The sequence below is a fragment of the Bacillus sp. 1A genome (assembly GCF_052682215.1).
On record NZ_JBQYLZ010000001.1, the window covers coordinates 2070226 to 2090911 of the forward strand.

At 35.7% G+C, this 20686-nt stretch carries 24 protein-coding genes and 2 tRNA genes; 20 read left to right on the forward strand and 6 right to left on the reverse strand.

Annotated elements, in window-relative coordinates:
• Positions 1 to 32 precede the first annotated feature (32 nt).
• Positions 33 to 812 carry a M15 family metallopeptidase gene (locus ACUN0F_RS10450; RefSeq protein WP_048541274.1) on the reverse strand — a complete coding sequence of 260 codons (780 nt, stop codon included), beginning with the start codon at positions 810 to 812 and terminating at the stop codon, positions 33 to 35.
• Between the two features lie 265 nt (positions 813 to 1077).
• On the opposite strand from ACUN0F_RS10450, the gene motA reads away from it, so the two are divergent.
• On the forward strand, positions 1078 to 1872 hold the full coding sequence (gene motA / locus ACUN0F_RS10455; protein WP_060488187.1) for a flagellar motor stator protein MotA: 795 nt from the start codon (positions 1078 to 1080) through the stop codon (positions 1870 to 1872).
• Positions 1862 to 2650 (forward strand): flagellar motor protein MotB, encoded by a 789-nt coding sequence (gene motB / locus ACUN0F_RS10460; protein ID WP_001256743.1) that lies wholly within the window; start codon positions 1862 to 1864, stop codon positions 2648 to 2650. The genes motA and motB overlap by 11 nt, the downstream gene beginning before the upstream one ends.
• Before the next feature lie 24 nt (positions 2651 to 2674).
• Here motB and ACUN0F_RS10465 read toward each other — a convergent pair whose 3' ends face one another.
• On the reverse strand, positions 2675 to 3502 hold the full coding sequence (locus tag ACUN0F_RS10465) for a 5'-nucleotidase, lipoprotein e(P4) family (RefSeq protein WP_000782761.1): 828 nt from the start codon (positions 3500 to 3502) through the stop codon (positions 2675 to 2677).
• Positions 3503 to 3844: 342 nt separating this feature from the next.
• On the opposite strand from ACUN0F_RS10465, the gene ACUN0F_RS10470 reads away from it, so the two are divergent.
• The 3 genes from ACUN0F_RS10470 to ACUN0F_RS10480 all read left to right on the forward strand — a co-directional run bounded on the left by ACUN0F_RS10470 (position 3845) and on the right by ACUN0F_RS10480 (position 6502).
• Positions 3845 to 4729, forward strand: coding sequence for an ABC transporter ATP-binding protein (locus ACUN0F_RS10470; protein ID WP_264462074.1), 885 nt, complete (start codon positions 3845 to 3847; stop codon positions 4727 to 4729).
• Between the two features lie 2 nt (positions 4730 to 4731).
• A complete protein-coding gene (locus ACUN0F_RS10475; RefSeq protein ID WP_046956264.1) occupies positions 4732 to 5952 on the forward strand; it encodes an ABC transporter permease in 1221 nt (406 codons plus the stop codon).
• A gap of 118 nt (positions 5953 to 6070) precedes the next feature.
• On the forward strand, positions 6071 to 6502 hold the full coding sequence (locus ACUN0F_RS10480; RefSeq protein WP_000512998.1) for an Rrf2 family transcriptional regulator: 432 nt from the start codon (positions 6071 to 6073) through the stop codon (positions 6500 to 6502).
• Positions 6503 to 6561: 59 nt separating this feature from the next.
• Here ACUN0F_RS10480 and ACUN0F_RS10485 read toward each other — a convergent pair whose 3' ends face one another.
• Together ACUN0F_RS10485 and ACUN0F_RS10490 are read right to left on the reverse strand one after the other, a co-directional pair.
• Complete coding sequence (locus ACUN0F_RS10485; RefSeq protein WP_000913204.1) at positions 6562 to 7227, reverse strand: MIP/aquaporin family protein; 666 nt, start codon at positions 7225 to 7227, stop codon at positions 6562 to 6564.
• A gap of 143 nt (positions 7228 to 7370) precedes the next feature.
• Positions 7371 to 8336: a DMT family transporter gene (locus ACUN0F_RS10490; protein WP_088082328.1), complete on the reverse strand. Its 966-nt coding sequence runs from the start codon at positions 8334 to 8336 to the stop codon at positions 7371 to 7373.
• A gap of 100 nt (positions 8337 to 8436) precedes the next feature.
• Between ACUN0F_RS10490 and ACUN0F_RS10495 the strand changes: the two genes are divergently transcribed.
• The gene (locus ACUN0F_RS10495; RefSeq protein WP_046958785.1) at positions 8437 to 9009 is read left to right on the forward strand and encodes a helix-turn-helix domain-containing protein; all 573 of its coding nucleotides are present in this window, start codon (positions 8437 to 8439) and stop codon (positions 9007 to 9009) included.
• Between the two features lie 70 nt (positions 9010 to 9079).
• Here ACUN0F_RS10495 and ACUN0F_RS10500 read toward each other — a convergent pair whose 3' ends face one another.
• Entirely contained in the window at positions 9080 to 9265 is a 186-nt protein-coding gene (locus tag ACUN0F_RS10500; RefSeq protein WP_000044335.1) for a PspC domain-containing protein, read from the reverse strand.
• Between the two features lie 339 nt (positions 9266 to 9604).
• Between ACUN0F_RS10500 and ACUN0F_RS10505 the strand changes: the two genes are divergently transcribed.
• The 13 genes from ACUN0F_RS10505 (at position 9605) to ACUN0F_RS10565 (ending at position 19078) form a co-directional block, all read left to right on the forward strand.
• Positions 9605 to 10846, forward strand: a complete 1242-nt coding sequence (locus tag ACUN0F_RS10505; protein WP_264462070.1) for an amidohydrolase family protein — start codon at positions 9605 to 9607, stop codon at positions 10844 to 10846.
• 98 nt (positions 10847 to 10944) lie between these two features.
• The gene (locus ACUN0F_RS10510; RefSeq protein WP_046956267.1) at positions 10945 to 12240 is read left to right on the forward strand and encodes a purine/pyrimidine permease; all 1296 of its coding nucleotides are present in this window, start codon (positions 10945 to 10947) and stop codon (positions 12238 to 12240) included.
• Positions 12241 to 12405: 165 nt separating this feature from the next.
• On the forward strand, positions 12406 to 12630 hold the full coding sequence (gene gerE / locus ACUN0F_RS10515; RefSeq protein ID WP_000659484.1) for a spore germination transcription factor GerE: 225 nt from the start codon (positions 12406 to 12408) through the stop codon (positions 12628 to 12630).
• 186 nt (positions 12631 to 12816) lie between these two features.
• Complete coding sequence (locus ACUN0F_RS10520; protein WP_046956268.1) at positions 12817 to 13104, forward strand: hypothetical protein; 288 nt, start codon at positions 12817 to 12819, stop codon at positions 13102 to 13104.
• 156 nt (positions 13105 to 13260) lie between these two features.
• A complete protein-coding gene (locus ACUN0F_RS10525) occupies positions 13261 to 13923 on the forward strand; it encodes a type 1 glutamine amidotransferase domain-containing protein (protein ID WP_264462069.1) in 663 nt (220 codons plus the stop codon).
• Between the two features lie 290 nt (positions 13924 to 14213).
• Positions 14214 to 15023, forward strand: a complete 810-nt coding sequence (gene racE, locus ACUN0F_RS10530; protein WP_097916601.1) for a glutamate racemase — start codon at positions 14214 to 14216, stop codon at positions 15021 to 15023.
• A gap of 131 nt (positions 15024 to 15154) precedes the next feature.
• A complete protein-coding gene (gene gerM, locus ACUN0F_RS10535; RefSeq protein ID WP_445539468.1) occupies positions 15155 to 16204 on the forward strand; it encodes a spore germination protein GerM in 1050 nt (349 codons plus the stop codon).
• 128 nt (positions 16205 to 16332) lie between these two features.
• Entirely contained in the window at positions 16333 to 17070 is a 738-nt protein-coding gene (rph, locus tag ACUN0F_RS10540; protein WP_001261765.1) for a ribonuclease PH, read from the forward strand.
• 11 nt (positions 17071 to 17081) lie between these two features.
• The gene (locus tag ACUN0F_RS10545; RefSeq protein ID WP_046956272.1) at positions 17082 to 17690 is read left to right on the forward strand and encodes an XTP/dITP diphosphatase; all 609 of its coding nucleotides are present in this window, start codon (positions 17082 to 17084) and stop codon (positions 17688 to 17690) included.
• 13 nt (positions 17691 to 17703) lie between these two features.
• Positions 17704 to 18207 (forward strand): metallophosphoesterase, encoded by a 504-nt coding sequence (locus ACUN0F_RS10550; protein WP_000645515.1) that lies wholly within the window; start codon positions 17704 to 17706, stop codon positions 18205 to 18207.
• A gap of 109 nt (positions 18208 to 18316) precedes the next feature.
• Positions 18317 to 18390, forward strand: a tRNA-Gly gene (locus ACUN0F_RS10555).
• A gap of 1 nt (position 18391) precedes the next feature.
• Positions 18392 to 18465, forward strand: a tRNA-Arg gene (locus ACUN0F_RS10560).
• Positions 18466 to 18877: 412 nt separating this feature from the next.
• Positions 18878 to 19078 (forward strand): hypothetical protein, encoded by a 201-nt coding sequence (locus ACUN0F_RS10565; RefSeq protein WP_000124458.1) that lies wholly within the window; start codon positions 18878 to 18880, stop codon positions 19076 to 19078.
• Positions 19079 to 19163: 85 nt separating this feature from the next.
• On the opposite strand, the gene ACUN0F_RS10570 is transcribed toward ACUN0F_RS10565, so the two are convergent.
• On the reverse strand, positions 19164 to 19778 hold the full coding sequence (locus ACUN0F_RS10570; protein ID WP_000473869.1) for a PH domain-containing protein: 615 nt from the start codon (positions 19776 to 19778) through the stop codon (positions 19164 to 19166).
• Positions 19779 to 20298: 520 nt separating this feature from the next.
• Here ACUN0F_RS10570 and ACUN0F_RS10575 point away from each other — a divergent pair.
• Positions 20299 to 20547 carry a hypothetical protein gene (locus ACUN0F_RS10575; RefSeq protein ID WP_001983650.1) on the forward strand — a complete coding sequence of 83 codons (249 nt, stop codon included), beginning with the start codon at positions 20299 to 20301 and terminating at the stop codon, positions 20545 to 20547.
• Positions 20548 to 20686 lie beyond the last annotated feature (139 nt).

The following is a 20686-nucleotide window of genomic DNA, read 5'->3' on the forward strand; positions in this document are numbered from 1 at the left end:
GTGAAAGAAAAATAAGAGAGCAATTTGCTCTCTTATTTTTTGTCTTTCATTGCTTCTTCTAATGTTAAATGATGTTTATATATGTATGTAGCGTATGGATTACCAACGTAGCGCAAATGCCACGGTTCATATGAATATTCTGTTGTTTCTGTTTTATCTTCTAAATAACGAATTACAAAGCCAAATTCATGGGCATGTTTTGCAACCCATTTTCCTTCGGCTGTCTCTCCAAAAATAGGCTCTAATTGGAATTTAGCAGATTTTGAACTAATATCCATTGCTAAACCAGTTTGATGTTCACTCGTACCAGGAATGGCACTTACTGAATCAGCTTCAGCTTTTCCTTGACGTCTAACGTATGTATCATGTAATGATTTTTGGCGTTTGTATGAACGATAACCAGATACAGCTGTAAGTTCAAGTCCTTCTTTCTTTGCCGCTTCAAACATATTTTCAAGCGCATCTGCAGCATCTTTACGCAGCAATGTTTTTTCTTTATCTTTTGGACTAGTAAATGGTACGTTTGGTCTTGTTAAGTCTTCAGGTATGTATCCGTCTGGTAGTTTTCGATGTTTATTAACTAAGACAAGATTAGACTCTGGATTTGTTACAACGGAAAAATCATTTTCTAGCTTCTTTGCAGTATGATCAGCTTTTGGAAAAGCAGGAATCTCTTCTTTTTGGTGATTACTATGCTGTTGACTTTCGACAGCTTTCGCCTCATTTTGTAGTGGTGATTTAGAACTAAAGTAAGCGAAAGAAGTGATACCGATTACAATAGTAGTGGCAGAAATAATGATTATCTTTTTCATGATACCTTGTAATCACAGTCCTTTCTTAATAAAATATGTATCGTTTTTTATTATAAGTCTAGTTTACTGAAAAAGAAATATAAGAGTCGTAACGTAATAGAAATGCAAAGAAAATGTCAGAAAATGTGTGAAATTGTAGTATTTTTTCATTTAATTCATTTCTTATCTTTCATGAAATGAATTTTTTATGTAATATATATACATAAGAAGATGTAGCGATTATCGAGAATAAAGAACTTCTTGTATAGACTAGGAGTGAATGGGAATGGATTTTGCAACAATTATTGGACTTATTTTAGGATTTGTAGCGGTAGTAGTAGGGATGGTCGTCAAGGGCGCTGACATAAATGCCTTATTGAATCCTGCCGCAGCATTAATTATTTTTATCGGTACATTTGCTGCAGTATGTATAGCATTTCCGATGAATCAACTAAAAAGGGTTCCAAAATTATTTAAAGTTCTTTTTGGTTCAAATAAAAAGGATTTAAGTTATGAACAGTTGCTAGAATTATTTGTTCATTGGACATCAGAAAGTAGAAAATACGGTATTTTGTCTTTAGAGCAACAATTAGACAAAATTCAAGATGAATTTCTTTTGCGTGGTATGAAATTTGTGATTGATGGCGTATCCGCAGAAGATCTAGAACAGATTTTAGAAGCTGAATTAGAAGCAATTGAAGAAAGGCATGCAAAAGGAGCGGCAATTTTTTCTCAAGCTGGTACATATGCACCGACATTAGGGGTTTTAGGTGCTGTTATTGGTCTTGTAGCTGCACTTGGCAATTTAACTGATATTGAAAAGTTAGGTCACGCTATTTCGGGTGCTTTTATTGCAACGATTTTTGGTATTTTTTCAGGCTATGTATTATGGCATCCATTTGCAAATAAACTAAAGCAAAAATCTGCAGCTGAATTAGAGAAAAAACGTTTAATTATTGATTGTTTATTAATGTTACAAGAGGGTACATATCCGTTTATTATGAAGAACCGCATTTTAGGTGCACTTTCTGCAACTGAACGTAAAAAGCTAGAAAAAGGAGCAGAAAAAAATGCGGAGTAAAAAAAATAGAAGAGGTAAAAAGAAAAAACACGAAGAACATATCGATGAAACTTGGTTAATCCCTTATTCTGATATGTTAACGTTGTTATTTGCATTGTTCATCGTTTTATTTGCGATGAGTAGTATAGATGCTGCGAAGTTCAAACAGATGGCAGTAGCATTTCGAAGCGAATTAGCAGGTGGAACAGGAAATAAAGAGTTTTTAAGTGATCAGAAGCCAAATGATGAAAAGGAATTATCAGCAAGTAGCCTTGAGGCAGAACAAGCAAAAAAACAAGAAGAAGCTAGAGAAAAAGAAAAAAAAGAAATGGATGAATTGAAAGCATTACAAAAAAAGATTGATCAATATATTAATGAGAAACAATTATCCTCTTCTTTTCAAACTAAATTAACTGAAAAGGGATTAATGGTGACAATATTAGAGAATGTGCTGTTTGATTCGGGGAAAGCAGATGTGAAGTTAGAATCACTAGGGATTGCAAAAGAGATGTCTAGCTTACTTGTTTCAGCGTCACCTCGTGAGATTACAGTATCTGGTCATACGGATAATGTCCCTATTGCCAATGCGCAGTTTGCATCGAACTGGGAATTAAGTACGCAGCGTGCAGTTAATTTTATGCAAGTATTACTCCAAAATAAAGAATTACAACCAGAAAAATTTAGTGCGATTGGTTACGGAGAATACCGTTCAATTGCTCCAAACGATACACAAGAAGGAAAGGCAAAGAATAGGCGTGTGGAAGTGTTTATCTTGCCTTTAACAGAGAAGGGAAAATAAAGAGGATGGCGAATGCCATCCTCTTTATTTTGCATCAAATGATTTTAAGTTGTCGCGACGGATTTTATCTTTTTCAGCATCTGATTTTTTGAAATCATAATCATATAAAGCGCCTTCCCAATCGCCATACATCGGATTCGGGAAAATAATAAATTTCTCACCAAATTGTTCTTTTGAATCTGCAACTGTTTGATTGCGATCTTTTACAGATTTCCCATCAAAACCAGTGAAATCAGATAAGTTATCACCGAAGAATAAGACGATATCATGTGTTTGCGAAACGAGTTCACGGCGTTTTTCTTTTCCTTTTTCTTTCGGATCTTGTAGTAATATATGTTCTTTCGTTGCTTGAGGAGCACCTACACGCTCAAGATTTTTAATTGTTGCATCTAGTTGGTTCGTTTTACGATTTGAGATGTAGTAAATATCTACACCTTTAGATTCTGTATATTTTAAGAAATCAATTGCGCCTGGAAGGGCCTCAGCTTCAGCCTTATTAATCCAATCATCCCATTTATACGGATAGCCTTTTCCTGTTTTTACGCTCATTGCTTGATGAGGACTGTTGTCTAAAACCGTTTCATCTAAATCAAGTACGATAGCAGGCTTTTTCTCTGTCCCTTTTGCAAGAGCTGCATCAAGCTTCAATTGACCGATATTGTACCCTTGGTAGTAAAGTGCTTTCGTTTCACCAGCTGTTTGATACCATAAATCAGCCATTAATTGCTGTTCTGTTAATTTTACTTTTTCTTCTTTTGCCACTGTTTTCTCTGGTGTTCCTGAACATGCTACAAGCGATGTAGATAGAACCGCTACAGATAATAAAGTGGTAATACCCCTCTTCATCTTCATATGTATCCTCCTTGATGTTAGAAAATCATCTTATATTATATATTAAAATATAAATTTTTTTTATGAACATTTGCATATTGTCTTTTGTATATATAGTAGTATGTCCTATATTAGAAAGATGAGAAAAATATTGGAAATTATTTTGTCAATTATAATTGTCGTAATGACAATTATAATTGACAAATGAAATGATATTATTTACAATTTTAACTAAATAGAACAAATGATGGATTAAGGAGATGTTACATACTAAGAGGATGAAGTGTAGTGCTATATTTTATCCTGAATAAACATAGTCTTTGAAAGAGAGTATGAATGATATTAAAGGGGAGGCTTTATACTTTGAGTTTACAAATTCAAAACTTAACGAAACAATTTGGGGAATCAAAAGCAGTTAACGGTTTGCAAATTTCGTTACCAAAAGGTGAAGTGCTAGGATTACTTGGACGAAATGGTGCAGGGAAAACAACGACAATCAAAATGCTTCTCGGATTATTAACGCCTAATGAAGGATCTATTACGTGGAATGGAAAATCATTTGGGACTAGTGGGGTAACGATTGGGTATTTACCAGAAGAAAGAGGTTTATATACAAAAAGTAGAGTAATAGACCAGTTGCGATATTTTGGTAGATTAGAAGGAATGTCGAAAAAAGAAGTAGATCTTGCTATTGATCACTGGTTAGAGCGATTAGCGATACCGGAATATAAATTTAAAACGGCAGGAGAGCTTTCAAAAGGAAATCAGCAAAAAATCCAATTAATTGCTGCTCTTCTTCATAATCCTGAACTTCTCATTTTAGATGAACCATTTAGCGGACTTGATCCAGTTAATGCTGGGATGCTAGCTAGCATTATTGAAGAACAAGTACAGAGCGGAAAGACCATTATTTTATCTAGTCATCGTATGGAACAAGTAGAGGCTTTTTGCCAACATGTATGTATTTTGAAAAAAGGCGAAGCAGTCGTAAAAGGCCAGTTAAGTGATATTAAAAAAGAGTACGGTTTCCGCAATTTAACGATTGAAGATACAGAAGAAAATGCGAAGGGATTAAAAGCTATACATGTATCGTATGAAAAACAACAAGGCCTTCTTTATGTGCAAGTACAAGACGATGCAGAAGCTCTAAAGATTTTACAACAGTTGCAAGAACAAGGTGTTACTTTACGACAATTTAAAATGTTAGAGCCGACGTTAAATGAAATCTTTGTAGAGAGGGCGAAATAACGATGCGTAAATTTTCTCACGTATTTTCATTTTATTTCAGGGAAGCATTTTTATCTAAAAAATCATTAATTACGAGTGCGATTTTATTTTTAGTTGTGTTTGGACTTTTCGCATTTAATCATTTCACTGCTGATAACGATAAAGGAAAAGATAAATTTGCGGTAGTAACGGAAAGCGATACTTATAAAGTGCAAGAAAGTGATGTAACAAAGTTACTTCCGTCTGCTAAAGTAACTGTAGAAAATAAGGATAAGTTTAATGAGCTACGTAAGCAAGTGGAAGATGGGGATTTAGATGGCTTATTCCGTATTACAGAAAAGAATGGTATTCCGGAAGTGACGTATATGTATAGTGGTTTTCCGAGTCAATCAACTGCTACACTTATGGCAAGTTATTTAAAGGAACAGTATACAGCGGTAATGATTGAAAAAAATAATGTATCTGCCGAAGTAGCAAAACAGTTACAGATGGAAATTCCGTTAAAACAAGAAGCAGTAAAGGATCATGCATCTTCCTTTGGAATTGGTTATGTTTTCTCGTTTGCTTTATATATGTTTATTATTGTGTTTGGAACTGCAATTGGGACGACGATAGCATCTGAAAAATCATCCCGTGTTATGGAGTTAATGCTTCCGAAAGTAAAACCATTAACAATGCTACATGCTAAAATTTTAGCAATTGTTTCTAGTGCTTTACTATTACTAGTTATTGCTTCCTTCGGTTTTCTTGTACCATATTTATTAGGGTGGGTAGATTTAGAAAACGCATCTTTAATAGGACTTACACTAGACTTTTCTAAATTGGATGCGGTAGTAATTAGTATGTTCGTTGTATATTTTGTTACGGGCTACTTACTATATGCAATGTTATATGCAGCGGTTGGGGCTGTTGTATCAAAAATTGAGGATGTGCAATCTCTTTCGTTCCCAATTACAATGTTAGGTATAGCAGCATTTTTCATTAGTATTAAATCATTATTTGATCCTAATAGTACATTAGCTGTAGTTAGTTCATATATTCCATTCTTTACACCTATGGTTACATTTTCAAGACTTGTAGCTGGTGAAGCAGGCGCTGTAGAAATTGGTGTGACGCTAGTAATTTTATTGGTGACTATCGTTATCATCAATATGCTTGCAAGTCGCATTTACGTAAATGGCGTAATGAATTACTCAGACAAAGTGAAATTTAAAGATTTAGCGAAGTTTATAAAGCGTCAATAATGAGAGAAAAGTATGATTTCCTATTGGAATCATGCTTTTTCTTTATGTATAAATTAAAAATAGTATATAATAATAAGAGTCGTCTTTTAATAGAATGAATACAAAGGAGGGTGTGCAGATGGGGATTAGTAGTCGTTTTACAGTAGGTGTTCATATGTTAACGTTACTTGCGATAGATCGAAACTCTCGCTGTACCTCTGAATGGATTGCTGGTAGTGTGAATACAAATCCAGTTGTGATTCGTCGCATTACAGGAATGTTGAAGAGAGCAGGACTTGTTGATGTACAAGCTGGTAAAGGTGGTACGACACTTGCTCGTGATTTAGAAGAAATTACATTACTTGATGTATATAAAGCAGTGGAAGTTGTAGAAGAAGGACAACTATTTTCCTTCCATGAAAATCCCAACATTGAATGTCCAGTAGGAGCTAATATTCAATCAGTATTAGAAATTATTTTAATGCAAGCGCAAGAAGCGATGGAAAACGTACTTGCAAATGTAACGGTAGATCAATTAGTTACAAACTTAAAGTCTAAAATGAAAGAGTAAAAAAGCGAGCAACCTCATAATGAGGGCTCGCCTTTTTTTATTCAGAAATATTGAAAATTCTATTTTTCAGTATTTAAAATGAATTTACCAACAATAGCTGCTACGATACCACCAAGAATTGGTGCTACGATGAATACCCATAGTTGAGAAAGTGCTTCTCCGCCAGCGAATAGAGCTGGTGCGATACTACGAGCTGGGTTAACAGAAGTTCCAGTTAACGGAATTCCTAATAAGTGAACTAAAACTAATGTGAAACCAATTACTAATCCTGCTAGAGAAGAACTTCCTTTTTTACCTGTTACAGCAACGATAACTAAAATGAATACGAAAGTTAAAATAAATTCAACTAGAAATGCTCCAGATAAACCAAGAGTTCCAAAACCATTTTGACCTAAATTATCTAAAGGTGTTTTAGCAGAGCGTAAAATCGTTACTAACGTTGCAGTTCCTAATAAACCACCTAAAATTTGAGCTAATACATAATAACAAAGTTCCATAGCGTTCATTCTTTTGTTGATGAACATAGCTACTGATACTGCTGGGTTAATGTGACATCCAGAAATTGTTCCGATGCTATATGCCATAGCCACAATAGATAGACCGAAAGCCATAGCGATTCCTAATGTTCCAATTCCTTCAATTCCGCCGCCAATGACAGCTACTCCAGTTCCGAATAATACAAGTACAAATGTACCAATAAATTCAGCGATTGCTTTTTTTAACATAATTTACCTCCTAATATTGCGCATGAAACGTATTATAACATAGGTTTTAGTATAAACAGCTAATGAAATACTATTCTGATAAGGCGAAATAGGGGGACAATAAAAAAAGAGTATAGTTCTTTGTTAGAGAACTATACTCTTTTTTATGCAGTTTTTTTCTGCTTAACGACTGGAGCAGAACGGTTTAAAACGCTATTAGCAACCATTCCTAACATAATAATAATCATTCCAAGTAGGGAAAGACCACCAGGAAATGAACCATTCAAGAAAACAATTTCGCCAAACACGGTAAAGACCATCGTTCCAGCTTGCGTTGCTTCAACAGCTCCAAGTAGAGAGAGGTTATCTTTGGCTAAGTCAGTAGCAAAGAAAAATGTCATCGTCGCAATCACGCCAGAACATAATGCTAACAAAAATCCTTGCAACATTTGGCTGGATGTTGGAATACCGGTAGTAGAAAATCCATATATACCAAGTAAAATTGTTATAGGTAGACTTCCTATTGCCATTCCTAATACACGTTGGAACGTATCAAGACGTCCGCCAACAAGTTCCATCATTTTTCGGTTGCCGAATGGATATAAGAAGGCTGCTACTACGACAGGTAAAAAACCTGAAATGAACTGAGTCATTGTAATATGACCTGCTGCAGTAGCTTGCATACAAATTACACCAAGTAAAATAAATAATGCGACATATAAACTACGAAGTGGAATTTTTCCGCGTACAAGTTTTGTGCCGGATTTCGTTTCTAATTTAACGAAGAATAATGGTGATAAAAGTAAACCTGCTAATATAGTAACTTGCCAAGTTCCAGCAACGAGCCAAGCTGGAGAAAAGACAGCTGCGAAACTTAATAAAGAATAGAAACCAATGCCAGCAACGGAACCCCATCCGATCCACGCTAATGGATGTTTCTTTAATTCTTCCCATAAACCCCTTAAGTTTTTGCGAAATAAAACGATAAGGAATAAAATAGGGAGAGCAAATAAAAAACGGAAGGAAGCTGTCCAGGCCCAGCTCGTTCCAGATACATTCATCGCTCGATTAATAATAAAGGTTGCGGAAAAAAAGGCTGATGATAAAAGGCCTAATAAAATTGCGCGCATGAAGTATAGCACTCCTTTCGGAATTTGATGATTATGTATAGTATAATATACTTAAAAATAATAAAAGTAAACTTTTTTATACTTTAAGGTGGTTTTATAGATGAAAGAACATGAAGATATGCAAACGAAAGAAGTCATTCAGCAAGTAGGTCAGCTGTTAAGACAAATTCGAAATGAACAAAAATTAAGTTTAGAAGAATTAGCCCAAAAAACAGGGGTTAGTAAATTAACATTAGGAAAGATTGAAAGAGGCGAAACGAATCCGACGTTAGCTGTCATTTGGAAAATAACGAAAGGGTTATCGATTCCTTTATCGAGATTGATGGTTGTTGGAGAGCCTGTAGCTGTGGCGCGCTGCGGAGAAGGATTTGCAGTAGATGTAGGACAAGCATGGCATTTAGAAACGATGTTCCGCTATACGAAAGAAACGGGGATGGAAATGCACCGTGCTTGTTTAAAATCGAATAGTATATATGAACCAGAAGCTCATCATGAAGGTGCTATTGAGCTTGTAACAGTAATGAAAGGGAAAGTATCGATTCAAGTAGAAAGCGATGTATACGAATTAAATGAGTTTGACTCTATTCAATTTGAAGCGAATAAAAAACATAGTTATAGAAATGAAGAAGATGAAGTAGCAGTATTACATTTAACGATGAAATATTCTTCATGAAAAAATCCCCTATAGAAAAATCTATAGGGGATTTTTTATATGCTGTGCTCAAATATATGAAAGAATGTTATTAGTAAGAGCGTGGCATAAGTAATAAACAAATAAAATAAACTAAAAACCCCGTCCCAAAACATAAAATAGCAATGACCCAAAGTATGCGAATGAGAGTAGAGCTAATATCAAAATATTCCCCTAAACCACCGCATATACCAAATAGCATTTTATCAGTTTCGGATTTACATAATCTTTTTGACATCTTCCAATCCACTCCTTTTTATCCCGCTTTAACGAGCAGTAAGACCTCTACCTAAAAATTCAGCGAAAGCAAAGAAGTTAGGTGGGGATTAACTGCCCGTAAAAGCCCGATTGGTTTAACTAATGATCAGTGGGGGATGAACACCCCCCCCACTGATCAAAGTTTCACTTTATAACAAGCTATATACTTCTATTCTATATGGAAATTTATGAGAAGACTATGAGGTTGTATGACATTTTTTTAGGGGACAGTCATATTAATTGTCTTAATTTTCAGTTGATATTACACTTATAGTAAGGGATATAAGGTAACTTTTAATAAAGGGTGGGGGAAATAGAGATGACAGTATATTGGTTGACTAATGTAATGCTTGAATCAGGGTATACATATGAAGAGGGGAGAATTTCCCAAACAGAAACAGAGTTATGTAGTTTACTCATTGAAGATGGACGAATTAAAAAAATGATAGCAGGGGCTGTTCAAGAGGAAGGAATATTAATTCTGGATGCTAAGCGTTTATTGATTTTGCCAGCTTTCGAAGAGATGCATATTCATATTGATAAGACGTATTATAGTGGCCCTTGGAAAGCTTGTATGCCAGCAGAGAATATTTTTACGCGTTTTAATGAAGAAGAAAAAATTCTGCCGAAGCAATTAGCAACTGCTCAAGATAGGGCGGAAAATATGTTAGCGTTATTGCTTCGAAATGGTGCAACGAATATAAGAACGCATTGTAATGTTGATCCGATTATTGGTCTTGGTAATTTGGAGGCGACGTTAGCGGCGTTGGAAACATATAAAAATCAAGTTTCTGGTAGAATTGTTGCTTTTCCGCAACATGGATTATTGCGTAGTAATTCTGTACAACTTGTGAAAGATGCGATGCGTATGGGTGCGCATCTAGTCGGTGGAGTGGATCCAGCTACAGTGGATAATGATATTGAAAAATCATTACATACCATTATGGATATCGCAGTAGAATTTAATGCGGATGTTGATATTCATCTGCATGATGCGAATAATCTTGGGACGTTTACGATGAAGCGATTGGCAAGTTTAACAGAAGAAGCCGGATGGCAAGGTCGCGTAACAATTAGTCATGCACTTGGACTTGGTGGTGTTACGGATAAAGAAGTTGAAGAAGTGGCGGAAAGACTAGCTGCTTTAAATATTGATATTACTTCAACGGTGCCAATTGGGAAACAAGTAATCCCAATTCCGTTATTAGATAAAAAAGGTGTGAAAGTTTCATTAGGAAATGATAGTATTACTGATCATTGGTCACCGTTTGGCACAGGTGATATGCTGCAAAAGGCAAATCGATTAGCGGAACGTTTTGGATGGAGTGACGAAAGGTCTTTAGGAAAAGCCTTTCGCTTTATTACGGGAGGAAAAGAAACGTTAAACAATGAAGGGAAGCGAGCATGGCCGAATGTAGGAGATGAAGCGAGTTTTGTTTTGACGAATGCAACATGTACTGCTGAAGCGGTAGCGCGTCAAACAGAGAAACGTTTAGTCGTGCATAAAGGGAATATTGTTGTTGGAAGTTTAAATGAGGTGGAATTAAATAATCTTGTGTAAAAGAATCGTGTGAATGTTTTGAGGAGGGTTCTAATTGTGAGTGTAGAACCCTTCTTTGTTATGCTTGCCATATATTTCTTATAGGGAAGCTAGAAAGGATGAAAAATTTGGACAATCAACATAACCAAAATCATATTATGGGAACTTTGCAATGGTTTATATTTTTATTAGCGAATTCAATCGCACTACCAATTGTCGTTGGCGGATTATTTCATCTTACGACGGAAGAAATATTTTATTTAATGCAGCGTACGTTTTTTGTAGTTGGTATATCTTCTTTTTTACAAGGGTGGCTTGGACATAGACTGCCAATTGCGGATGGACCAGCTGGATCGTGGGTTGGAGTATTTACCGTACTTGCTTATGCAACGGCCGGGCAAGGTCAATTACATAGTACGTTGCAAATTTTAGAATTAGGAATGATAATTTCCGGTGTTATTTTAATCGGATTAGGAGTCACTGGTTTTATCGGACGTATTTTATTTTTATTCACGCCGCTTGTGACAGGGACGTTTTTACTTTTATTATGTTTACAATTAAGCGGTGTATTTCTAAAAGGAATGCTAGGAATTACTGCTACTGTTTCTCAAATCGATGGATTTACAGCGATAATTGCGTTTAGCATATTTCTTTTCGTTATTATACTATCTAACTTCGGAAAAGGTTTTGTCAAAAGTTATGCGGTTTTAATAGGATTAATTAGTGGATGGATTCTTTTTCTCATTGCAGGAAAAATGACGATTCCATCTCAAGTAACTCATTTTGTGCAACTTCCACATGTATTTGCTTGGGGACTTCCAAAGTGGAATACAGGTATGGCTGTATCCAGTTTCGTTATGGTATGTATTTTAGTTTCAAATACAGTGGCAGCTATTATAGCAATTAATCAAGCTACCATTCAAAAGGGGACTATTGAACAAAAACAGTTGAAGGGTGGTACGTGGGTTGGAGGGATTTCGCATATCATTTCTTCTGTATTTTCAACTGTAGGTGTCGTGCCGTTACCAGCAACGGCAGGATTTATACGTTTAACGAAACAAAAATATATACGATCGTTCTTACTAGCATGTTTGTTACTAGTCGTAATGTCGTTGTTTCCAAATATTATTCGTTACTTAGCATCGTTACCACCCGCTGTCGCATCTGCGGTTTTAATGGCTTCGTTCGTACAGTTAATTGGAATTGGGTTTCATAATATAAAACAAGTGCCAATGAGCGAAAGGAATGTAACGGTTTTAGGAGTTTCTGTATTATTTGGAAGCGGTGTTATGTTTTTACCGTCTGGAGCACTCCAATCACTGCCGTCTGTTATGCAATATATATTCGGAAATGGTTTATTCGTAGGTACAGTTGTCAGCATATTACTAGAACAAATATGGCGTAATGAAAAGTGAGTGGATACAAAGAGTGTCTGCACTGTATAAAAGTCTAAAATAACATGTGAAATAAAGCCTATTTTCATTCACCACCCGCACATTTCGTTCATACAATATCTTGACTAAATAAACACCCAACTTACACATACACGGCTCTGGCTTAAGCAAGGAGGTTTATACCAGTTGAAGGAAAAAGCGTATCAATCTAAACCGTTACTCACAAAGAGAGAGAGAGAAGTATTTGAATTACTGGTTCAAGATAAAACAACGAAGGAAATTGCAGGTGAACTTTTTATCAGTGAAAAAACAGTACGCAACCACATCTCAAACGCAATGCAAAAGCTAGGAGTTAAAGGACGTTCACAAGCAGTTGTTGAGCTTCTTCGCATGGGAGAGCTCGAACTATAAAAAGAAAGCCGACTTTTATATGAAGAGTCGGCTATTTTTTTGCTTATATTTTGAATTTAAAAAGGTATCTCAGACTTTGAGAGGGAAGGTATGTTTCAGGAAGAAATGTTAAAAGTAACTGTTTTAGAACATGATGAGGTATTTAGGATAGGTATCTTTGTCATTTATAAATAAGAAGGTGCAAATATGAAGTTGTGTTTTAAGGATATGGAGATAGGTGAAATTAAAGATGTTTTTGGAGACATGCCATGGATGTATGGAACAATTCGTCTATTCGAGAATAGTAAACCGTTCCAAAAATATTTTCGTGAGATGGTAGACGAAGATAGTGGATTTGATTTTGAAAGCATAGACCCTGAATTTTCATATGAAGAAAATTGGTCTATTTTTGATGAGGATGATCAGCGATATTTAGGGATTAATATACCTGCTATACATATGGAGGATAACACGATTGCGTGGCGTTGGAGATAAAAGTTATAAGGTTGTGAAAATCTTCGTACGAAAGAATTCAAACGATAACAACAAGTTGACTTTTATAAAAAAGGTCAGCTTGTTGTTATCGTTTTTTCCGCTTGCTATATGAATGATAAGAACATTCCATACATAAATAGGTAGTAAGGAGGGGATATGTTGAAAAGGATATTGTTAGTTTCAACAAGCGCTCATGATATGAATGGACACCCGACTGGTTTGTGGCTGGAAGAGCTCGCAGCTCCTTATAATGTATTTAAAAAAGCTAAGTTCGATGTTGACATTGTGTCGATAAAGGGCGGTAAAGTACCTATTGATAGAGTGTCTATTCCGAACGGGATACCTCGTGAATTTAAGTATGTCGCTTCTTTATTGCAAAATACGAAGCCGATCTCAAATGTTCATTTTTCGGATTATGATGCAGTTTTATTTGGTGGTGGGCACGGAGCGATTGTAGATTTTCCAGGTAATCCATATGTTGCAAATTTGATTGAGAATATGTACAACAATAACCGGATTGTAGCGGCTGTTTGTCACGGAGTAAGTTCTTTAGTCGGTGTGAAAAATAAAGATGGCTCGTTTTTTGTTGCCGGTAAGCGTATAACAGGTTATACAAACGATGAGGAAAAAGCTGTACATTTAGAAAAGCGAGTGCCGTTTTTATTAGAGAGTAAATTGAAAGAAGAAGGAGCTTTGTTTTATGTTGTTCCAAATTTCACACCGCATGTAGTAGTAGATGGGCGTTTAATTACAGGGCAAAACCCGCAGTCTAGTATGGAAATAGGGAAAGCTATAAGAAGAGCTGTCAATAAATTATAGAAAAAGTGCTCGCTTTCATTTCTGCTCATTTCTTCTTATTAATAGGAATGTCTTCTTTCCAAAAAAAGATGGAGCGATAAATACACATTTTATATAGAAGAAACCGACTTTCATATAGAGGGTCGGTTATTTTTCTGTCTTGCAAATTATGAAAAAAAGGAGCAAAATAAAAAAGGTCCTAGTCTATACAGGTACAAATGAAAATTTTCATACAGAAGCAGTTTAAGTTAGCGAACTTAAAGTGTGTAAAATATAATGATAAAATAAGATGATGAATGAGAAAACGGGTGATGAAGTTGAATAGAGCAATCGGTGTTATCGATTCAGGAGTTGGCGGTTTAACAGTAGCGAAGGAATTAATTCGTCAGTTGCCGAAAGAGCGTATTATATATTTAGGGGATACGGCACGTTGCCCTTATGGTCCACGTTCTCGAGAAGAAGTGCGTCAATTCACGTGGGAAATGACGGAGCATTTACTAGATTTAAATATCAAAATGTTAGTTATTGCGTGTAATACAGCAACTGCGGTTGTATTAGAAGAGATGCAGAAACAATTACCAATTCCAGTGGTAGGGGTTATTCACCCAGGATCACGTACAGCTTTAAAAGTGACAAACACGTATCATGTTGGGATTATTGGAACGATTGGAACGGTGAAAAGTGGTGCATATGAAGAAGCGTTAAAGTCTATTAATAACCGTGTTATGGTAGAAAGTTTAGCGTGTCCGCCTTTCGTTGAGCTTGTAGAGAGTGGGAATTTTGAAAGTGAAATGGCGTATGAAGTTGTACGAGAAACGTTGCAACCGCTGAAAAATACTGAAATTGATACACTTATTTTAGGTTGTACACATTATCCAATTTTAGGTCCTGTTATTAAAAAAGTAATGGGAGATAAAGTACAACTAATTAGTTCAGGTGATGAAACAGCGCGCGAAGTAAGTACGATTTTATACCATAGTAAAATGTTGAATGAGGGAGAGGAACAAAGTGATCATCTCTTCTTAACAACAGGAAAAATAGGACTATTTAAAGAAATTGCATCAAAATGGTTCGGTCAACCGATTGAAAATGTGAAACATATTCATTTAGAAAAAGAATAATAATAGAATCGATATAAGTGAGCTCCTGAGAAATCAGGAGTTTTTTTGTTTATAGGAAGCACAGCTTGTTCTAAAACATGAAACAGCTCGTATAAATAATAGTACAAACTTAGATTTTAGGGGGGAATGGCATGCCTAAATCCACTTTTAAATGGGTTGTTGGTGCTACTGTGAGCGCTGTTTTACTAACAGGGTGTGGCTTTATAAATCAGGAGAAAGCAACGGAACAAATTGATCCGCCAAAACAAGTTACGTATACAGAGGATGGAAAGAAAGAAGTAGCTAAGAAAGATAAGCAAGGACAAACGGAGAATAGAGAACTATACCTTGTTGATAAAAATGGTTATGTTGTACCGCAAACGTTAGCTATACCTACTCCGAAAGCAAATGGGGTCATTCAGCAAACGTTAGAGTACCTTGTGAAAGATGGACCGGTAACGAATTTATTACCGAATGGGTTCCGTGCAGTCATTCCAGCGAATACATCGATGACACTAGATTTGAAAAAAGATGGGACGGCAGTCATTGATTTCTCTAAAGAAATGAAAAACTATGCAAAAGAGGAAGAGCGTCAGATGGTTGAGTCAATAGCCTGGACGTTGACGCAATTTAAAGAAATAAAACAAGTGCAGTTCCAAATAAATGGTGAGAAATTGGCAAAGATGCCTGTTGGTGGTACACCGATTGGTGAAGGGGTGAGCCGTGCTAATGGTATCAACTTCGATGATGAACAAGTAGCTGATGTAACAAATACAAAACCGGTTACACTTTATTTTATGGCACAAAATAATAATAAGCAGCAATACTACGTACCAGTAACACGCCGCGTTGTAGAAGGAAAAGAAAATGATTATGCAGCAATTATAGATGAACTTGTAAAAGGACCGATTCATCAATCGCTTCTGAATGATTTTAATCCAGGAGTTAAGTTGATTACGAATCCGAAGTTACAAGATGGAAATCTTACATTAAACTTTAATGAAAATATATTTATAAACCCAGATAAAAATATGGTTTCAAATTACGTATTGAAGTCGTTAGTTTTATCTTTAACAGAAAAGAAAGGCGTGAAAAGTGTTTCTATTGAAGTAAATGGTAAAGCGAATCTTATAGATGAAAAGGGCGGAAAGTTAATAAAACCTGTCGATCGTCCAGAAAACGTGAATACAGGTAGTTTTTAATCTTCAATAATTTGATATACTTAAGTAAGAAAGGGGAATTGCTTTTTGGGTTCCTCTTCTTTTATTGTATACATATCATACATTTAAATTTGGCTATACTAACAAGTAGCTATGAGGAGGTTATTTTTATGCGAGTAGATGGTAGAGAGAAAACAGAATTACGCCATATACATATTCATACGAATTATTTAAAACATCCAGAGGGATCAGTATTAATTGAGGTTGGGGATACAAAGGTAATTTGCTCAGCGACAATTGAAGAGCGTGTCCCACCGTTTATGCGTGGAGAAGGAAAGGGCTGGGTAACAGCTGAATATGCGATGATTCCACGTGCAACAGAACAACGTACAATTAGGGAATCAAGTAAAGGGAAAGTAACAGGACGTACAATGGAAATCCAGCGCTTAATTGGACGAGCATTACGTGCGGTAGTTGACTTAGAAGCACTTGGTGAGAGAACGGTTTGGATTGATTGTGATGTTATTCAAGCGGATGGTGGAACGAGAACTGCTTCTATTACAGGTGCATATGTAGCAATGGTATTAGCGTTTGAGAAGTTATTACAAGCAGAAAAAGTATCTAAAATTCCAGTAAAAGATTATTTAGCAGCAACGTCAGTAGGAATTGTTGAAGAGCAAGGTGTTGTTTTAGATTTAAACTACGCAGAAGATTCTAAAGCAGACGTTGATATGAACGTAATTATGACTGGAAAAGGTCAGTTTGTTGAAGTGCAAGGAACTGGAGAAGAGGCGACGTTTAGCAGAGCGCAGTTAAATGAATTACTTGATGCTGCGGAACAAGGTATCTTCCAACTGATTGACATGCAAAAAGAAGCGCTAGGTGACATCGTATCTCATATAGAGTAGAGGTGGAAAGTATGAAACAAGTTGTTGTAGCGACAAAAAATATGGGGAAAGTACGTGAATTTGCTGAGTTATTTGAGCGATTTGATTTAGAAGTAAAATCATTACACGATTTTCCTCATATTGAAGAAGTCGAAGAAACTGGTGAAACATTTGAAGAAAATGCGATCTTAAAAGCGGATAGTTTGAGTAGACAGCTGAATGCGATCGTAATCGCAGATGATTCAGGTCTTATTGTAGATGCTTTAAATGGAAAACCAGGCGTGTATTCAGCTCGTTTTGCTGGAGAGCCGAAAGATGATCAAGCGAATATTGATAAAGTGTTACAAGAATTAAATGACATAGCGTTTGAAAAGCGTAAAGCTCGCTTCTACTGTGCATTAGCAGTGGCTTTCCCTGAAGGTGATAAAAAGCCTGTCATCGTAAACGGGACGTGCGAAGGGTATATTTTAGAACAGCGCCGCGGGGAAAACGGTTTTGGATATGATCCGATTTTTTATGTGGAAGAATATAAAAAAGCGATGGCGGAACTAAGTTCAGATGAGAAAAATGCCATTAGTCACCGCGGACGTGCTCTTCGTAAGTTAGAAGAAAAAATCCCTGAATGGTTTTTAGGAGAATAAGGGAGAGAGATTGATGAAAGCTTTAATCGTAAGCGATAGTCATAGCTCTGTGAAGGAATTACAGCAGTTGAAAGAGAAATATGAAGGAAAAGTAGATGTCATGATTCATTGCGGTGATTCAGAGCTAACACCTGCTCATGAAGAGCTGCAAGGTTTCCATGTTGTAAAAGGGAACTGTGATTATGCTAACTTTCAAGACGAAATTGTAACTGATGTAGATGGCATTCGTTTCGTAGTTGTGCACGGACATCGTCATAACGTGAAAATGACATTACAAACATTAGCGTACCATGCAGAAGAGGTAGGGGCGCAAGTTGCATGCTTCGGACACTCTCACGTATTAGGTGCAGAATTAATCGATGGCGTTTTATTTATTAATCCAGGCAGTATTTTATTGCCACGTCAGCGTGTAGAAAAGACATTTGCTTTATTAGAAATGGATGAAAATCAAATGGAAGTTCGTTTTGAAACATTAGACGGACAACTAGTTGAACAAGCAGTTTTTAAAAGAGGATAAGAAAAATTATCCTCTTTTAAAAAAGGTGTTGACTTTATGTATGGTTATACATATAATAAATATTGTCGATAGGGCAACAGTGCTAACGAAGAAAAATAAAATAACATATGCGGGTGTAGTTTAGTGGTAAAACAAGAGCCTTCCAAGCTCTGGTCGAGAGTTCGATTCTCTTCACCCGCTCCATGTCCCAGTAGCTCAGCCGGATAGAGCATACGCCTTCTAAGCGTACGGTCGGGAGTTCGAATCTCTCCTGGGACGCTAAAAAAACCTTGTTATCTTTTGATAACAAGGTTTTTTGTTTGTTTAAAAATTGATGTATGTGCAAGAAGTGTAAAAAATATAAAGTAACATATGATAATTATTATATACAACAGATTAAAGTGCATTAAGAAAAGAGCGCCATTTATGCGCCCTATTTCTCTTGTTTAATTTAAAGAGTCAATAGGTTTATGATGGAAATCGAATTCATATCCAGATGCTCCTAATTAATCACTTACAATGTTATAAAACTTTTTACCATTCTAGTACGATTAAGCAGCTGTTATCGGAACTTATCCCCGACAGTGTGTTACAATTAATAGAAGCGGAAAACGAGAATCTCCAATTGACTGGACGTGTGATTGGTTGGACAGTTTAAGAAGGTTGTATAAAAAAGGGAGATGGCGCAAAGATGGCGAGATCAAATGAGAATGATTTAACGGAGAAATTGGCAGAAGGTCACCGGAAATATGGTGATGGCAACTTTACAGTACAGAACATCGGTGATGAAACTAACCCAGATTGGACTGTCGTAAAAAATGTGAGGAAGGGATCGGCAGGCATTCGTGAAGGAGAAGATATATTAAGACTGCGATCAAAATATATAAAATAGTACGGAAATGGGCGGAGTGGGAGTTCAAATCTCTCCTGGGACGCTAAGAAACCCTTGTTATCTTTTGATAACAAGGGTTTCTTGTTTAGTTATTAATAAACTTCTCAAATACAAAACCATAATCTTTCACGTTATATTGTTTCTTCGTATCAACGAGCCAGTTAAAGGCGATCTCGTTCATTTCTTTAAATTGTTCTGCTAAATTTACTTGTGCGTTTGAAATACGGCTGAAAGCGTTAGATGCCATATCTAGACTTTTATGTGCATACTGCAATGTAATATCGTTGTCGTATGAAATTTCTTCTATTTTAAGTAAAGCCTTATATAAATCTTTTAATTCTTCAATATGTTTTTTATGAACATCAATTGAATAATGCTCATCCCCCATCTGGAACTTAATTTCTACGTCTAAATCAATCGTTCCTGCAGTTTCAAGTGCTACGTTTTTAATTTGATACTTACTATAGCTAAAGCGGCGTAGTGTACGTTTTTTACTTGTTGCGCTTGTACCATCTAGGTGGATTAATCCTTTGTTTGTGAAACAATATTCATCTGATTTTGATTTGATTAGAAAATAAATTTTCTCCCCATCTTCATGCATCACGTAATCATCAGCATCAACTTTATCGTAATCTTTCGGTGTAATGACAGAACCTACATCGCTTAGCCCTAATACATCTGCAGCCATTTTTTTAAACATACATAATCCCCCTTGTAAATTAAATTCTTAATTGTATAAAAATATATTAACATGATTTTCATCGGTTGTTTTCTTGTAATACGAAAATATATGAAGGTAAGTTAAGAAAAGTAACGAATAATTATTTCAAACCTAAGTTATTTAGTAAATCTATCAGTTTAAGAGTGGATTCTCCGAAAAATAATCAAGAGAAAAAAGTTAATTTTGCAAGTAATTATAGAGAAATTCCGTGAAAACCTCTCAAGTAATATGAGGTTTTTTTCTATCCATTTTGAAATCTTACAATTCTGTAAGGTAACTGTAAGGAAGTTCGATGGTAACAAATTGCTAATCCTCTATAATGAAGGTAACAACGATAAAACGAGGAGGAAGAAATGATGAAAGGGTTAATCGTAACGGGTTTAACAGTTGCTTTTGGATTTGTAGCATATGAGAAATTAACGTATGTAGTTGATGTTGTAAAACATTTAATCGCTTAGTAAAAAAACTGCCATGAGAGGGAAAGGGAATGAGTGAATGAATGGAATGGTTATTTGGAATTATAGGTACTTGTAGTGTAGTGTTATTGTTCTTTGTCCCGAGTGGTATACTTAGTTCGACAACGAGTTTGTTCTTCTTAAGTTTGTTTGCTTGTACGATGCTTATTATTATGTTTTTAATGAAGCGAAGTAAACCAATCTTCTATTTTAGCATGATTGTTATGGCAATTATTGTTCTCCAAATTATTACCCTTGTTATATACCCCACTATTATAAAAGCTTTCCATTAATGATGAATCCTCTGCTTTAATTGCTGAGGATTTTTATTTGCACATTTTTAATTTTTAGTAAGGATTTGTTTATATTGAAATATAAAAATTAAATATTTCTATATTTCAAACAAAGGGTTTTGGGATGTTGTGTTCTTAT

Bases quoted from the DNA above. Each gene is read 5' to 3' on its own strand.
- ACUN0F_RS10480 (WP_000512998.1), top strand. From the start codon at position 6,071: ATGGGGATTAGTAGTCGTTTTACAGTAGGTGTTCATATGTTAACGTTA.
- ACUN0F_RS10520 (WP_046956268.1), top strand. From the start codon at position 12,817: ATGAAGTTGTGTTTTAAGGATATGGAGATAGGTGAAATTAAAGATGTT.
- ACUN0F_RS10490 (WP_088082328.1), bottom strand. From the start codon at position 8,336: ATGCGCGCAATTTTATTAGGCCTTTTATCATCAGCCTTTTTTTCCGCA.
- ACUN0F_RS10575 (WP_001983650.1), top strand. From the start codon at position 20,299: ATGGAATGGTTATTTGGAATTATAGGTACTTGTAGTGTAGTGTTATTG.
- motA (WP_060488187.1), top strand. From the start codon at position 1,078: ATGGATTTTGCAACAATTATTGGACTTATTTTAGGATTTGTAGCGGTA.
- ACUN0F_RS10525 (WP_264462069.1), top strand. From the start codon at position 13,261: ATGTTGAAAAGGATATTGTTAGTTTCAACAAGCGCTCATGATATGAAT.
- racE (WP_097916601.1), top strand. From the start codon at position 14,214: ATGAAGTTGAATAGAGCAATCGGTGTTATCGATTCAGGAGTTGGCGGT.
- ACUN0F_RS10565 (WP_000124458.1), top strand. From the start codon at position 18,878: ATGGCGAGATCAAATGAGAATGATTTAACGGAGAAATTGGCAGAAGGT.
- ACUN0F_RS10570 (WP_000473869.1), bottom strand. From the start codon at position 19,778: ATGTTTAAAAAAATGGCTGCAGATGTATTAGGGCTAAGCGATGTAGGT.
- ACUN0F_RS10500 (WP_000044335.1), bottom strand. From the start codon at position 9,265: ATGTCAAAAAGATTATGTAAATCCGAAACTGATAAAATGCTATTTGGT.
- ACUN0F_RS10450 (WP_048541274.1), bottom strand. From the start codon at position 812: ATGAAAAAGATAATCATTATTTCTGCCACTACTATTGTAATCGGTATC.
- ACUN0F_RS10505 (WP_264462070.1), top strand. From the start codon at position 9,605: ATGACAGTATATTGGTTGACTAATGTAATGCTTGAATCAGGGTATACA.
- ACUN0F_RS10510 (WP_046956267.1), top strand. From the start codon at position 10,945: ATGAAAAATTTGGACAATCAACATAACCAAAATCATATTATGGGAACT.
- ACUN0F_RS10545 (WP_046956272.1), top strand. From the start codon at position 17,082: ATGAAACAAGTTGTTGTAGCGACAAAAAATATGGGGAAAGTACGTGAA.
- rph (WP_001261765.1), top strand. From the start codon at position 16,333: ATGCGAGTAGATGGTAGAGAGAAAACAGAATTACGCCATATACATATT.
- motB (WP_001256743.1), top strand. From the start codon at position 1,862: ATGCGGAGTAAAAAAAATAGAAGAGGTAAAAAGAAAAAACACGAAGAA.
- ACUN0F_RS10465 (WP_000782761.1), bottom strand. From the start codon at position 3,502: ATGAAGATGAAGAGGGGTATTACCACTTTATTATCTGTAGCGGTTCTA.
- ACUN0F_RS10550 (WP_000645515.1), top strand. From the start codon at position 17,704: ATGAAAGCTTTAATCGTAAGCGATAGTCATAGCTCTGTGAAGGAATTA.
- ACUN0F_RS10485 (WP_000913204.1), bottom strand. From the start codon at position 7,227: ATGTTAAAAAAAGCAATCGCTGAATTTATTGGTACATTTGTACTTGTA.
- ACUN0F_RS10495 (WP_046958785.1), top strand. From the start codon at position 8,437: ATGAAAGAACATGAAGATATGCAAACGAAAGAAGTCATTCAGCAAGTA.
- gerM (WP_445539468.1), top strand. From the start codon at position 15,155: ATGCCTAAATCCACTTTTAAATGGGTTGTTGGTGCTACTGTGAGCGCT.
- ACUN0F_RS10475 (WP_046956264.1), top strand. From the start codon at position 4,732: ATGCGTAAATTTTCTCACGTATTTTCATTTTATTTCAGGGAAGCATTT.